A 14,404-nucleotide genomic window follows, 5' to 3' on the forward strand; every position below is an offset into this window, starting at 1 on the left:
CGAGCCCGGGTCAGGGCTGGATGATCAGGTTGTTGAACAGCAGGTCGTCCACCAACGGCTTGCCCTCTTCCTGCTGCAGCACCTGCTGGACCTGCTTGAGCGCCTCCTGGCGCAGTTTCTCCTTGCTGTCGGGCGTGGCCAGGCTTTCGTCGGTCTGCTGCGAGAAGAGCATCACCAACTGATTGCGGATCAGCGGCTCGTGGTATTCCACCGACTTGGCCGCATCCGCCCCAGCCACCTGCAGGGAAATGTCCGCCTTGTAGTACTTGAGCTTGGGGCCCGCACCGTAGTTGCCCACCAGTGCAGGCGTCAGGCCGACATAGGCGACCTTCGGGGCGGCAGCCTCGCCCTCCTTGGGTTCTTCCTTCTCCTCGTTGGCCAGGGCGGCGAAGGGGATGAGCAGGGCCAGCAGCAGTGCGAGGGTGGTTTTCACGGGGATCATTCCTGAGGAGGCATGCCGCCTAGCATAGCCAGACCCGCGCGCCGGCCCAAGCCCGATGCTTATGCATGGCTATCAGGCCGGGCCATGCTCGTTGACCCACCGGGCCGGCTACCTACACTGCCAAGCCATCAGGCCAACCCGCCGGGCCCTTCGCGCCGGCACCCATTGCTGAGGAATCGTCCATGAAAGCCGTCCTGTGCAAAGCCTTCGGCCCAGCCGAAACCCTGGTGCTCGAAGAGGTTGCCAGCCCCGAGCCGAAGAAGAACGAAGTGCTGATCGACGTGCATGCCGCCGGCGTCAACTTCCCCGACACGCTGATCATCGAAGGCAAGTACCAGTTCAAGCCGCCGTTCCCCTTCTCCCCGGGTGGCGAAGCGGCCGGTACCGTCGCCGCCGTCGGCGAGAAGATCACCCACCTCAAGCCCGGTGACCGGGTCATGGCGCTGACCGGCTGGGGCAGCTTCGCCGAGCAGGTGGCCGTGCCCGGCTACAACGTGATGCCGATCCCCAAGGGCATCGACTTCAATTCCGCCGCCGCATTCGGCATGACCTACGGCACCTCCATGCACGCCCTCAAGCAGCGCGCCAACCTGCAGCCGGGCGAAACCCTGCTGGTGCTGGGCGCCTCCGGTGGTGTCGGCCTGGCGGCGGTGGAGATCGGCAAGGCCATGGGCGCCAAGGTGATCGCCGCCGCCAGCAGCGCCGAGAAACTGGAAGTGGCCAAGGCCGCAGGGGCCGACCTGCTGATCAACTACAGCGAGTCCAGCCTCAAGGAGAAGGTCAAGGAGCTGACCGGTGGCCAGGGCGCGGACGTGATCTACGACCCGGTCGGCGGCGACCTGTTCGACGAGGCCATCCGCTCCATCGCCTGGAACGGCCGCCTGCTGGTGGTCGGCTTCGCCAGCGGCCGCATCCCCGAGCTGCCGGTGAACCTGACCCTGCTCAAGGGCGCCTCGGTGGTCGGCGTGTTCTGGGGCTCCTTCGCCCAGCGCCAGCCCCAGGACAACCTGGCCAACTTCCAGCAACTGTTCGCCTGGCATGCCGAAGGCAAGCTCAAGCCGCTGGTCTCCCAGGTGTTCCCGCTGGAGCAGTCCGCCGACGCCATCAACGCCCTCGGCCAGCGCAAGGCGGTGGGCAAGGTGGTCGTCAAGGTCCGCTAGCAACCGAGCAGTACTGGGCCCGCCCCGCCACGAAACGGGAGCGGGCCCTTTTCTTTCCGGGTCCCTCAGCCCGCCGCCAGCAACGGCGACGGACGCCGGCGGAACCAGTCGCTGGCCTGCTCGTAGGCATGGGCCAGTTGCAGCACCGCCAGGTCCTTCTGGTGCGGCCCGATGATCTGCAGCCCCATCGGCAGGCCATCCGTGTTGAACCCCGCCTGCACGTTGGCCACCGGGCAGCCCGACAGGGTCCCGGGGATCACCACCTCCATCCAGCGGTGGTAGGTATCCATCGCCACGCCCTCGATCGCCTGCGGCCAGTGCTGCGCCTTGTCGAAAGGGAACACCTGGGCGCTGGGCAGCAGCAGGTAGTCGAAGCGCTCGAACAGCCGGCTGATGGCGCGGTACCAGTCGCTGCGGGCGGCCGAGGCGCGGTAGACCTGCTGGCCGCTCAGGCGCAGGCCGTTCTCCACTTCCCAGCAGGCTTCCGGCTTGAGCTGCGCGCGTTTCGCCGGGTCCTCATAGGCCGCCCCCAGGCCACCGGCCACCAGCCAGTGGCGCAGGGTCAGCCAGGTGTCCCAGAGCCGCTCGCGGGAAAAGCCCAGTCCCGTCTCCTCCACCACGCAGCCCAGCGCCTCGAAATCCTTCAGGGCGGTGCGGCACAGCTCCAGCACGCCACGCTGTATCGGCAACTGGCCGTCGAGGTCACCCAGCCAGCCCAGGCGCGCACCCTTGAAGTCGCGCTGCAGCGAGCCGGCGAAGGCCGCGCCATCGCCGGGGATGGACAGCGGCGCGCGCGCATCGCCCCCGGCCTGCACCGAGAGCAGCAGGGCCACGTCGCGCACGCTGCGGCCCATCGGCCCCTCGTAGCCGAGCTGGTCGAAGAACAGGTCGGCGCTGTCGTCGAAGGGCACGCGGCCCTGGGACGGGCGGAAACCGATGACGTTGTTGAACGCCGCCGGGTTGCGCAGCGAGCCCATCATGTCGCTGCCATCGGCCACCGGCACCAGGTGCAGCGCCAGGGCCGCCGCCGCGCCGCCGCTGCTGCCGCCGGCCGTGCGGGTGGGGTCGAAGGCGCAGCCGGTGGCGCCGAACAGCGGGTTGTAGCTCTGCGAGCCGAGGCCGAATTCCGGCGTGTTGCTCTTGCCGATGAAGATCGCCCCGGCGGCGCGCAGGCGCTCGGCCATGATGCCGTCACGCGCCGGCACATGGTCGCGGAACAGCGGCGAGCCGTAGGTGGTGGTGATGCCCCTGACCGCCGAGAGGTCCTTCACCGCATGGGGCAGCCCGTGCATCCAGCCCCTGCGGGTGCCACGCGCCAGCTCGGCGTCGCGCTCGTCGGCCTGGGCCAGCAGCACGTCCGCCGGCTGCAGGCTGACCAGCGCATTGACCGCCGGGTTGAAGCGCTCGATATGGGCCAGGTAATCCAGCATCACCTCGCGGCAGGACACATCGCGCGCGTGGATGCGCTCGGCCAGCTCGGCGGCCGGCAGGCGCACCAGCTCGCTGATCGGGGTTGCATGACTCATGGGCAGTGATCTCGTTCCGTCTCGTTCTGGTTATGCGCCCCCGCGCCGGCGGGGGCGGTGTTCATCAACGCATCAGGTTGGTCCACAGGCGGTCGGCCAGGCGGATGGCGCCGGCGCCGCAGGTCTGGCTGAACACCACCTTGGTGCCTTCGGGGATGTGCAGCTCCGGGGCGTCCTTGAGGCCCGGCTCGAGGTAGGGCTCGACGCCCTGCACCGGGCTCTGGTGCTTGAGGAAGTTCTGCGTCAGCGCGGCGTTCTCCGGCTGGCTGAGGAAGGCGATGAAGGCCTTGGCGTTATCCAGGTTGCGCGCGCCCTTGGGGATCACCAGGTTGTCCACCCAGGCCATCACGCCTTCCTTCGGGTACAGGTATTCGAGGCTCGGCTTCAGCTCCCGTGCGCGCAGCGAGGAACCGCCCCAGAACATCGACATGTCCAGCTCGCCGGCCGCCAGGCTCTCGCGGATGGCACCGGCCTTGGAGCTGTAGGTGCGCACATGGGGCTTCTGCTCCTTGAGCAGCGCCAGCACCTGCTGCATCTGCCTGGGGTCCTCGCTGCACAGCGGGATGCCCAGGTAGAGGCTGGCGGTGTCGATCACCTCGCTGACCGAGTCGAACATGTTGATGCGCCCCTGCAGCTCCGCCGGCGGCTTGAACAGCAGCCCGTAGCTGTCCGCCTCGCCCTGGTAGCGCTCGCGGTTGACCACCACGCTGGTGGTGCCCCAGATGAAGGGTGCGGCGTAGGCGCCCTCCGGGTCCCAGACGGGCTTCTGCAGGTTGGCGGTGAAGCCCTGGTAGTAGGCCTGCTTGCCGGGCTCGAAGCGCTCCAGCAACTGCTCCTGGATGAGGATCGGCACGAACTGGTGGGAGGGGATGGCGACGTCGTAGCCGGCGCCGCCCTGCTTGAGCTTGGCCAGCAGCGTCTCGTTGGAATCGTAGGAGTCCACCGTGACCTTGATGCCGCTCTCCTTCTCGAACTTCTCCAGGATCTGCGGCGAGAAATAGCCGCTCCAACTGATGACGTTGAGCGTGCCGGCGGCCTGCACGTTGGCCGCCAGGGCGAGGCTCAGCGAAGTACCCAGAACAGCGATCAGCTTTTTCATGCGTCAATTCTCCAGGGTCAGGTTCTTGCCCGGCCAAGCAGCCAGGACAGGGTCACGAAGAGCACGGAGACGCCGAGGATCAGCGTCGACACGGCGTTCACGTCGGGCGTCACGCCCATGCGCAGCAGGCCGAAGATGAAGATCGGCAGCGTGGTGGTGCCGGCCTGGGAGACCATCATCGAGATCACGAAGTTATCCAGCGAGACGATGAAGGCCAGCATCAGCCCGGAGAGGATCCCCGGCATCAGCAGCGGCAGGGTGACCTTGCGCAGGGTGCGCCAGGGCCCGGCGTAGAGGTCCGCGGCGGCCTGCTCCAGGGACAGGTCCATGTCATTGAGCCGGGCGCGGATCGGCAGGTAGGCGAAGGGGATGCAGAACACCGTGTGGGCGATGATCAGGTTGCCGTAGCCCAGGGACAGGCCGAGGGTGGAGAACAGCGCCAGGGTAGCGACGCCGACCACGATCTCGGGCAACACCAGCGGCAGCATGATGGTCCCCATCGACAGCCGCAGGCCCTTGAAGCGGGCGCCGCGCGAGGTGGCCAGCGCCGCCAGGGTGGCGATGGCGGTGGCGATCAGGCTGGCGCACAGGGCGATCAGCAGGCTGTTGCCGGCGGCCTGGCGCAGCGCCTGGTTGGCGAAGGCGGCGCGGTACCAGTCGAGGCTGAAGCCGCTCCACACCGTGGCCGACTGGTTGGCGTTGAACGACAGCACCACCAGCACCAGGATCGGCGCGTAGAGGTAGAGATAGAACAGCAGGCTGAAGCCGCCGAAGCCGGGAAAGTGGTGCACGCCCAAACGGCGCTTGAACAGGTTCATCACACACCTCCCCGGGCGATGCGCACGCGCTCGGCACGCAGCGCGTAGAGGGTCAGCACCAGCATCACCGCGGCCATCAGCACCAGCGCCAGGGCGGAGCCGAAGGGCCAGTTACGGGCATCGCTGAACTGCCGGAAGATCAGGTTGCCGAGCATCATCCGCGTGCCGCCGCCGAGCAGCTCCGGGGCCACCATGGCGCCGAGGCAGGGCACGAAGGTGAGGATGGCGCCGGCGAGGATGCCCGGCCGGGCGATGGGCAGCACCACCGTGCGCAGGGTGCGCCAGCGGCCGGCGTAGAGGTCCTGGGCCGCCTCCAGCAGGCGCATGTCCATCTTCTCCAGGGTGGCGTAGATGGGCAGCACCACGAAGGGCGCGTAGGTGTACACCAGCCCCAGCAGCACCGCGCCGTCGGTGTAGAGCAGCTGCAGCGGCTGGTCGACCAGCCCCAGGCCCACCAGCGCGCCATTGACCACGCCGGTCTCGCGCAGCAGCAGGATCCAGGCGTAGGTGCGGATCAGCAGGTTGGCCCAGAACGGCACGGTGATGAGGAAGATCAGCAGGCCGCGCTTGTGTGGCGGCTGCATGGCCAGCCACACCGCCACCGGGAAGCCGATCAGCAGGGTCACCAGCGTGGTCGCCGCGGCGATGCCGATGGAGCGCAGGGCGATCAGCAGGTAGGCGTCGACGAAGGCCAGGCTGTCGTCCAGTTGCCGCTCGAACAGCAGCGACAGGTAGGACTCGGTGCTGAACACCGGCTCGACCCCGCCGTAGGGGTTGGCTTCCATCAGCGAATAGCCGACCACCAGCAGGATGGGGACGATCAGGAACAGGCCGATGGCGAGCAGCGCCGGGCTGACGCCGAGCAGGTTGCGCAGGGATTGCCGGCGCGCGTGCAGGGCGGCGCCGGTGAGGGTGGATCGATGCATGTCAGCCTCCGGGCTCAGTCCAGCAGGACGCTGGCGCTGCCGTTCTCGAACTGCAGCGCGGCGCGCTCGCCGACGCCGAAGCGCTGGTGGCGCTCCAGGCTGTTGGGCATGCGCACGGTCAGCCGGGTGCCGTCGTCGAGGCTCACCCGGTACTGCAGGTCGGTGCCCAGGTACACCTGCGCCTCCACCCGGCAGGGCAGTGCGCCGACGGTATCGACACCGCCCAGGTGCACGCGCTCGGGGCGGATCGACAGGCTGACCCGGCTGCCCGGCAGCACGCCGTCGACGGATTCGGCCTGGAACGGCTGCCCGCCCGGCCCCTGGCACAGCGCCCGGGCGCCATCGAGGCTCAGCACCTGGGCGCCGAGGAAGTTGGTCTCGCCGATGAAGTCGGCGACGAAACGATTGCGCGGGCGCTCGTAGATTTCCTGCGGGGTGCCCACTTGCTGCACCTGGCCCTCCGAGAACACCGCGATGCGGTCGGACAGGGTCAGGGCCTCTTCCTGGTCGTGGGTGACGAAGATGAAGGTGATGCCGGTCTTGGTCTGGATCGCCTTGAGCTCCTCGCGCATCGCTTGGCGCAGCTTGAGGTCGAGGGCCGAGAGCGGCTCGTCCAGCAGCAGGACGCGGGGATGCGGCGCCAGGGCGCGGGCCAGGGCGACGCGTTGCTGCTGGCCGCCGGACAGCTGCGTCGGGCGACGGTCGGCGAAGCGCTCCATCTGCACCAGGGCGAGCATCTCGGCCACGCGCTCGGCGACCTGGGCGCGGCTCATGGCCCGGCCCAGCGGCTGGGATTCCAGGCCGAAGGCCAGGTTCTGGGCGATGGTCATGTGCGGGAACAGCGCGTAGTGCTGGAACACCGTGTTGACCGGGCGCGCGTAGGGCGGCAGGTCGGCGATGTCCTCGCCATAGAGGTGGATGCTGCCGGCGCTGGGGTATTCGAAGCCGGCGATCATCCGCAGCAGGGTGGTCTTGCCGCAGCCGGATGGGCCGAGAAGGGTGAAGAACTCGTTGTCGCGGATTTCCAGGTCGACGTGCTTGAGGGCGACGGGCCCGGATTGCGGATCGCCGTAGACCTTGCGGACCGCGCGAATGGATACCGCTGCGGTCTGCACTGCATGCAGGGCGTTCATGGCCTTACCTCCGTGTCCTCGCCGCGTGGTGTCCGCTGGCGGGACTTCTCGTTGTTCTGGGCAGGACTGAGGGCTCGTGGCGAGCGGGTGGAGCGGGCACGCTGGTTGTCGTTATGGCGCTGCCTGGCCCGGATACTCGGCCAAATACCCGCGACAGGAAACTTCAATTTCCTTACATTGGCTGTTAATAAAATTAACAGCCAGGAGCCCCGTGATGGCCGAACCACGCCTGCCGCCGCTCAACGCCCTGCGCGCCTTCGAGGCAGCTGCCCGCCTCGGCAGCTACGTCGCCGCGTCACGGGCGCTGCACGTCACCCAGCCGGCCATCGGCCGCCATGTGCGCCTGCTGGAGGACTGGCTCGGCGTGCAGTTGCTGGAACGTACGCCACGCGGCGTGCTACTCACCGAGGCCGGGCGGCGCTACCACGCCAAGGTGTCGCGGGCGCTGCGGCAGATCGCCGAGGCCGGCGCCGAGGTGGCGGCCAGCGACGCCCCGCGCTGGTTGCGCATCCTCGCCGTGCCGGCCTTCGCCAAGCGCTGGCTGATGCCGCGCATGGAGTCGCTGCGCCAATTGCGGCCGGGGCTGAAGATCGCCATCGAGCCCAACCCCACCTTCACCGCCGTGGACGGCCAGGGCGCCGACCTGGGCATCGTCTACGGCATGCCCGGGCAGTACCCGCAATGCAGGGCCACCCTGCTGCAACCCAATGTGTTCCCGGTGTGCTCGCCGGAGTACCTGGCCGCCCACGGCCCGATCGCAGGAGCCGACGAGCTGGCGCGGCACAAGCTGATCCATGTGGACGACGGTGAATGGTGGAACGCCTGGCTGGCGGCCATCGGTTGCGCCGTGCGGGTCAGTTCCGATGTGCTCTACGTGAGCAACGACCACGCGCTGAGCATGGCCGAGAAGGGCCACGGCATCGCCCTGGCCAACGAGGTGCTGGTGAGCCAGGAACTGGCCACCGGCCTGCTGGTACGCCCCGTGTCGCTGCAGGCGCCGCTGGAGAGTTACCAGGCGCTGCTGCCGACCGAAGCGGTCAGTGCCGATATCCAATGGTTCCTGGGGTGGCTGGCAGCGGAGCTGCGCGCGGAGTTTCCCGAGCTGGCGTGATCCCCGGCCGGTTGACCGTGGGATGGGTAGAGGTACGGACCCCATCAAGCGGCCTTCCCGGCGAGCACCCTGCCCGTGCTTACCGCATGGGTTTCGCTTCGCTCTACCCATCCTGCGGGCCGCCCGGCTTATGCCGGATTCGGTGCGCCCCAGGCTGACGACAACGATGGATGTCGCCAACCCGGGACCCGGAAGTACCGGTTAGCACACGCCGATTGGCGCGCTACCGGTCAGCGGAGCGCATCAGTTGCAGGCGCCCGCGTCCCTCCAGACCTTGCCGCTGCCTTCGCCACCGATGGTGGCGGCAGTGGGCTCGTTGCCCTTGGTCCACCAGCGGGCGACGTAGAAGCGACCGTTGTGGCTGACCTTGTCATTGGTCCAGTAGGTTCCCTGGGGGCTCCAGGCACCCTGGCAGCCGGTCGGGGTTTCCACCTTGTCCGCCAGCACCCTCACGCTGTGGTCACGGCTGGCCACATGGGTGCCGTTGCCCAGGTTCAGGGTGAAGCGGTAGCTGATGTCCTTGTCGCTCCTGGGCGCGACGAAGCTCAGTTTCGATCCCGAGGCCTGGAAGGCGACGCTGGGCGTCACGGTCCACTGGTAGCTCAGTGCCAGGCCGGCTGGATCGCTGGAGCCTGCGGCGTCCAGGGTCACTGTTTCACCGCCCTTGGCCTGGCTGGCGCCGGCGATGCTGGCCAGCGGCGGCTTGACCTGCACCGGCTTCTCGGCGGGCACCCTGACCTGATGCACGCGGGTTGTGCTGTGCTTGCCATTGTTGACGGTCAGGCTGACGTCATAGACGACATCCTTGTCGGCCTTCGGGGCGACGAATTTCATCAGGGCGCCGGCGGCCTCAAAGGCGACGCTTGGGCTGACGCTCCAGCTGTAGCTGAGCTTCAGGCCCGCCGGGTCGCTGGAAGCAGTGGCGTTGAGGTAGACGGTTTCGCCCGGCTTGGCCTCGCTGGCACCGCCGATCACCGCCACGGGCGGCTTGACCTCCGCCACCGGCGGCTCGACCGGTTTCTCGCCGCCGCTCTGGCAAGGGCCCAGGTCACGCCAGACCTTGCCGGCGCCGTCCGGGCCGGTGGTGCCGGCCAGCCCCGGCTCGGCGCCCGAGGTCCACCAGCGGGCCTGGTACTGACGCCCCTTCCACTGCACCGTGTCGTTGCCGACATAGGTGCCCCTCACGGTCCACTCCGGCTTGCAGCTGGCGGTGGCGGCCTTGCCCTTGACCAGCACCTCGTGGGTCCGGGTGCTGCTCTGCTTGCCATTGCTCAGGGTCAGGGTGAAGCGATAGCGGGTGTCCGCCTGCAGTTCCGGCGCGGTGAAGCCGATGCGCGCGCCGTCGTAGTCGAAGTCCAGGCGCGGCGAGGCCTCCCAGGCGAAGCTCAGGGCATTGCCCTGGGGATCACTGGAGCCGGAGGCGTCCAGGACGATCCGGTCCCCGGCACGGGCTTCGGTCTTGCCGCTGATCATCGCCAGCGGAGGCTGACCGGCGTTCACCGGCTTGAGGGATGCGGCCTTGACGTCATTGTCGGCGCTGAATTCGCCATCGGCCAGCAGGTTCCAGCCGCCGTTGACGCTGCTGCTGCCGTAGACCTGGTAGCCCTTGATGTTGCCGCTAAGGCCCGCGTCCTGGCGGGGCAGGTAGTGCAGTTGCGAGAAGCGGCTAGCGGCACCCAGGTCGATCACCATTTCATGGGGGTAGCGTGCACCTGCGGCCGTGCTCCAGTAGGAGTTGGGGTTGCCATCGATCGCGTGGTTGCCGACCGCCGCGCCAGGCACCGCACTGCTGGTGGACAGGATTGTCCAGCTTTCGCGGGGCAGGGCCTTGCCCTTGGCATCCACCAGCAGCAGCTCGGCGACACTGGCGGTGTCCTTGCCATCCACCGCCGAGGTGGCGACGAACTTCAGGTAGCGGCCCTGGGCGCTGTCCTGGGTCAGGCCATAGGCGTGGACCTCAAGCACCTGGTCCTGGGTGGCGAGGTTGTCGGTGTTGATCGCCAGGTACCAGCGCCCCGGCTGCGGGTCGTTCACCCCCAGGGAGACGTTGTGGCTACGCGCCGAGCGGTAGTCGAAGCTGGCGCCGCTGGGCTGGGCGCCGCGCTTGAGCAGCAACTGGACCTGGCCGGCCTTCTCGGTGAGCTCGCCGTCCACCACGCTGAACACCAGGCGTCGAGTGCCTTCGGGAACGTCCACCGGGAAGTAGCGCGTCTGTTTGCTGCTCAGGCTCACCTTCTGGCTGAGGATGGAGGTGCCCTGTTCCTCTTCCAGGGGCACGACGGAAGGGCTGTAGGCCGACATCCGCGCCGCCCTTTCCCGCCAGACCCGGGCCATGTTGGCGGTGTCCGCGTCGCCCAACGGCACGCCCCGGCTGTCCTTGACGTCCGGGTTGGAGAAGTAGCCGACATGGTTGCCGCAGAGGATGGTGCCGACCCGGCCGTTGTGGTAGCCCCAGGTGTAGCTCCTGCCATCGGAGCAGTGGCCGCCGCCGATGTTGTGGCCCAGCTCGTGGCGGAACACGGTGGACGACTTGATGGAGTTGATGGTGTAGCGCCCGGGCATATGGCCCCAGCCTACGGCGGTGTCCACGCCGGGAGTACCCACGACGAAGCTGGCGACCACGTCCGGGCTGTAGCGACGCATGCCTTCGGCGAAGACGTTGCGCACCTGGCTCAGGCTGGAGCCGGTGATGGGAGCGTCCTGGGCCACCACCTGGGTGCCCACCAGGCGCAGGCGCACGCCCTGCACCTGGGACTGTCGCAGTGCACGGTTGACCGAGGCCACCTGGGCCAGGGCAAAGGCCTCGTGGTCACCGATGTAGTCTGCGGCCTTTTGCGAGAAACCGGCCAACAGGTCGATCACGGTTTCGCCCTGGATGTTGCGGTTGACCTGGAATGTGCGCTGGCCGCTGCGCGACTCCTTCAAGGCCGGCATCTCGCTGTCATCACCGGCGATGTAGTCGACGCCATCCGGCGCGAAGGCAGCGCCCGGATCGAAGCGGATCATCGACTGCTGGCCACTGGCGTCGCCGCGGATGATGGCGTTGGCGTCCGGCAGCAGCGCAACGAAGCTGCCATCGGGCCGCGCGGCCAGCGTCATTTCCCCGGGGGCGCTGAGAGTGCGCGCGCGCCCCTCGAGCTGCCCGGTCATGACCTGCAGGTTCTTGAATGCATCGCCGGCTCGCGGGGTGAGGCTGCGCACGCGCATCCCGGTTTCCTGCTCCAGTTGCTCGGTTCCGGCCTCGGCGGCGCTGAACGGGGTCGCCCTGGCATTCGATGACTGGAGGTTGAGGAAATGCCCCTGGATGATTGATTCGGTGCCGTGCTGGCTGTCATCGGCCAGCGCCATGCCGCTCGGCAGGAGCAGGGCCGCACCCAGGCTGGCACTCCATCGGCGGGTGGCACGGGAAAGGGCGTTCAATCGGAAGCTCGACATAACTGTTCCTCGATAGTCACGGCACGGCACGAGGCCAGGCGAACAGGACCGCTGGAGCGGCCGCGCGAGTGATGAGATAGGGAGTTTTGCCGGCAGCCGCGATCATAGGCAGGCCACCTATGGCCGTACATGAAAAGGCGGTGTTTTCGTACCTGTCCTAGACGGCCCGGTACGGCCGCCATGGCAGGCGTCGCGTCGAGCGCAGGCGGCTCGGGGCCGCGACGGGCACGCAGGTGGCGATGCGAGACTCATCGCCCCCGCCGAGCGTGACCGGGCCGCCGGGAGGGCGGCTGGCGCTGGGGCTCACGCCCGGGGGGCGTAGGCGAAGACGTCGGCTCGCATCTGGTGGGCGTCCATCCCCGCCGCCACCAGGGCGTCGAGGGTCGCGTAGACCATGGCAGGCGAGCCGCTGGCGTAGACGTGCAGCGGCTTCAGGTCGGGGAAGTCCTGGCGTACCGCTTCGTGCAGCAGGCCGCAACGGCCCTGCCAGCCACAGGCATCGCTGACCACCTGGTGCAGGGTCAGGTTGTCGAGGCCCTGCCACTGCGCCCAGTGCGGCAGCTCGTAGAAATCCTCCGGCCGCCGCGCCCCCCAGTACAGGTGCACCGGGTGCCTGAACCCCGTGGCGCGGCAATGCTCGATCAGGCTGTGCATCTGCGCCATGCCGGTGCCGGCGGCGATCAGCACCAGCGGACCCTCGGGAAGCTCGGCGAGGTGGGTGTCGCCGAAAGGCATCTGCACCCGGGCGATGCCGGTGCGCTGCAGCTGCGCCAGCAGGGCCTGGGCGCTGGGCTCGCGGGCGAGGATGTGCAGTTCGATCTCGCGCCCCTCGCTCGGCGCCGAGGCCAGGGAGAAGGCCGAGGATTCGCCATCCTCGCGCGCGACCAGCAGGTATTGTCCGGCGTGGTAGCGCGGCGGCTTGCCGGCCGGGGCGCGCAGGCGCACGCGCCAGACATCGCCACCGGCATCGATGCAGGCGCTGACCTGGCAATTGAGCGTGCGCACCGGCAGCTCGCCGGGAGCGAGCACGCCGTCCCAGTGCAGCACGCAGTCTTCCAGGGGTTCGGCCAGGCAGGTGAAGAGTTCGCCGTGGTCGAGCTCGGCGCCGGCCTGGCGTACCCGGCCCTCGACGAGCAGGGCGGCGCAGATGTGGCAGTTGCCGTTGCGGCAGCTCTGCGGGCAGTCGTAGCCGAGGCGCCGGGCCGCCGCGAGGATGTTCTCGCCGGCCTGGGTCTCCAGGACCGCGCCGGACGGTTGCAGCGTGACCCGCATCAGTCGATACCCAGGCTGGACCAGATGTCGTCGACGCGGCGGGTCACCGCCTCGTCCTTGACGATGGCCCGGCCCCATTCGCGGGTGGTCTCGCCCGGCCACTTGTGGGTGGCATCCAGGCCCATCTTCGAGCCGAGGCCGGAGATGGGCGAGGCGAAGTCCAGGTAGTCGATGGGGGTGTTGTCGATCATCACCGTGTCGCGCTTGGGGTCCATGCGCGTGGTGATGGCCCAGATCACGTCGTTCCAGTCGCGGGCGTTGATGTCGTCGTCCGTGACGATGACGAACTTGGTGTACATGAACTGGCGCAGGAACGACCAGACGCCGAGCATCACGCGCTTGGCGTGGCCGGGGTACTGCTTCTTCATGGTCACCACCGCCATGCGGTAGGAGCAGCCTTCGGGCGGCAGGTAGAAGTCGGTGATCTCGGGGAACTGCTTCTGCAGGATCGGTACGAAGACTTCGTTCAGCGCCACACCGAGAATGGCCGGCTCATCCGGCGGGCGGCCGGTGTAGGTGCTGTGGTAGATGGGCTTGCGCCGGCGGGTGATGCGCTCGACGGTGAACACCGGGAAGGTGTCGACCTCGTTGTAGTAGCCGGTGTGGTCGCCGTAGGGGCCTTCCGGCGCCGTCTCGCCGGGATGGATCACGCCTTCCAGCACGATCTCGGCACTGGCCGGGACCTGCAGGTCGGAGCCGATGGCCTTGACCAGTTCGGTACGGTGGCCGCGCAGCAGGCCGGCGAAGGCGTACTCGGAGAGGGTATCCGGCACCGGGGTCACCGCGCCGAGGATGGTCGCCGGGTCGGCGCCGAGGGCGACGCAGACGGGGTAGGGCGTGTTCGGGTGCTTCTGGCACCACTCGCGGAAGTCCAGCGCGCCGCCACGGTGGCTGAGCCAGCGCATGATGACCTTGTTGCGGCCGATCACCTGCTGGCGGTAGATGCCGAGGTTCTGCCGCTCCTTGTTGGGGCCGCGGGTGATGGTCAGGCCCCAGGTGATCAGCGGTGCCACGTCACCCGGCCAGCAGTGCTGGATGGGCAGCTTGCCGAGATCGACGTCGTCGCCTTCCTCGATCACTTCATGGCAGGGAGCGTCCTTGAGGACCTTGGGCGCCATGCTGATGACCTTCTTGAAGATCGGCAGCTTGGACCAGGCGTCCTTGAGCCCCTTGGGTGGCTCGGGCTCCTTGAGGAAGGCCAGCAGCTTGCCGATCTCGCGCAGCTCGGAGACGTCATCCGCGCCCATGCCGAGGGCCACGCGCCCGGGCGTGCCGAACAGGTTGCCGAGCACGGGGATGTCGTAGCCGGTGGGGTTCTCGAAGAGCAGCGCCGGGCCTTGCTTGCGCAGGATGCGGTCGCAGATTTCGGTCATTTCCAGGATCGGCGAGACCGGGGCGGTGACGCGCTTGAGCTCGCCACGCTGTTCCAGGCCGCTGATGAATTCGCGCAGATCGCGATACTGCATGCTTGAGCCTCGCATG

11 protein-coding genes are annotated in these 14,404 nt (G+C 68.3%); 2 read left to right on the plus strand and 9 right to left on the minus strand.

The features are described from left to right. Positions 1-10 precede the first annotated feature (10 nt). Positions 11-433, minus strand: coding sequence for a flagellar basal body-associated FliL family protein (locus ACYJSS_RS12165; RefSeq protein ID WP_111261126.1), 423 nt, complete (start codon positions 431-433; stop codon positions 11-13). Positions 434-624: 191 nt separating this feature from the next. Here ACYJSS_RS12165 and ACYJSS_RS12170 point away from each other — a divergent pair, with 191 nt between their 5' ends. Then, positions 625-1,602, plus strand: a complete 978-nt coding sequence (locus tag ACYJSS_RS12170; RefSeq protein ID WP_111261127.1) for an NADPH:quinone oxidoreductase family protein — start codon at positions 625-627, stop codon at positions 1,600-1,602. A gap of 65 nt (positions 1,603-1,667) precedes the next feature. On the opposite strand, the gene ACYJSS_RS12175 is transcribed toward ACYJSS_RS12170, so the two are convergent. The 5 genes from ACYJSS_RS12175 to ACYJSS_RS12195 all read right to left on the minus strand — a co-directional run bounded on the left by ACYJSS_RS12175 (position 1,668) and on the right by ACYJSS_RS12195 (position 7,104). Beyond that, the gene (locus ACYJSS_RS12175) at positions 1,668-3,128 is read right to left on the minus strand and encodes an amidase (RefSeq protein ID WP_236205320.1); all 1,461 of its coding nucleotides are present in this window, start codon (positions 3,126-3,128) and stop codon (positions 1,668-1,670) included. 64 nt (positions 3,129-3,192) lie between these two features. Next, the gene (locus ACYJSS_RS12180; protein ID WP_236205319.1) at positions 3,193-4,227 is read right to left on the minus strand and encodes an ABC transporter substrate-binding protein; all 1,035 of its coding nucleotides are present in this window, start codon (positions 4,225-4,227) and stop codon (positions 3,193-3,195) included. Between the two features lie 17 nt (positions 4,228-4,244). After that, positions 4,245-5,045: an ABC transporter permease gene (locus ACYJSS_RS12185; protein ID WP_236205318.1), complete on the minus strand. Its 801-nt coding sequence runs from the start codon at positions 5,043-5,045 to the stop codon at positions 4,245-4,247. Further along, positions 5,045-5,971: an ABC transporter permease gene (locus ACYJSS_RS12190; RefSeq protein WP_236205317.1), complete on the minus strand. Its 927-nt coding sequence runs from the start codon at positions 5,969-5,971 to the stop codon at positions 5,045-5,047. The genes ACYJSS_RS12185 and ACYJSS_RS12190 overlap by 1 nt, the downstream gene beginning before the upstream one ends. A 14-nt stretch (positions 5,972-5,985) precedes the next feature. Continuing rightward, entirely contained in the window at positions 5,986-7,104 is a 1,119-nt protein-coding gene (locus ACYJSS_RS12195; RefSeq protein ID WP_236205316.1) for an ABC transporter ATP-binding protein, read from the minus strand. A 214-nt stretch (positions 7,105-7,318) separates the two neighbouring features. Here ACYJSS_RS12195 and ACYJSS_RS12200 point away from each other — a divergent pair, with 214 nt between their 5' ends. After that, complete coding sequence (locus ACYJSS_RS12200) at positions 7,319-8,215, plus strand: LysR substrate-binding domain-containing protein (protein ID WP_236205315.1); 897 nt, start codon at positions 7,319-7,321, stop codon at positions 8,213-8,215. 243 nt (positions 8,216-8,458) lie between these two features. Here ACYJSS_RS12200 and ACYJSS_RS12205 read toward each other — a convergent pair whose 3' ends face one another. The 3 genes from ACYJSS_RS12205 to ubiD form a co-directional block, all read right to left on the minus strand. Then, on the minus strand, positions 8,459-11,650 hold the full coding sequence (locus ACYJSS_RS12205; RefSeq protein WP_236205314.1) for a discoidin domain-containing protein: 3,192 nt from the start codon (positions 11,648-11,650) through the stop codon (positions 8,459-8,461). A 303-nt stretch (positions 11,651-11,953) separates the two neighbouring features. Further along, on the minus strand, positions 11,954-12,922 hold the full coding sequence (locus ACYJSS_RS12210; protein WP_236205313.1) for a CDP-6-deoxy-delta-3,4-glucoseen reductase: 969 nt from the start codon (positions 12,920-12,922) through the stop codon (positions 11,954-11,956). Continuing rightward, positions 12,922-14,388, minus strand: a complete 1,467-nt coding sequence (gene ubiD, locus ACYJSS_RS12215) for a 4-hydroxy-3-polyprenylbenzoate decarboxylase (protein WP_236205312.1) — start codon at positions 14,386-14,388, stop codon at positions 12,922-12,924. Before ubiD ends, ACYJSS_RS12210 begins: the two co-directional genes overlap by 1 nt. Between the last annotated feature and the right edge of the window lie 16 nt (positions 14,389-14,404).

This window comes from Pseudomonas sp. No.21 (genome assembly GCF_054558415.1).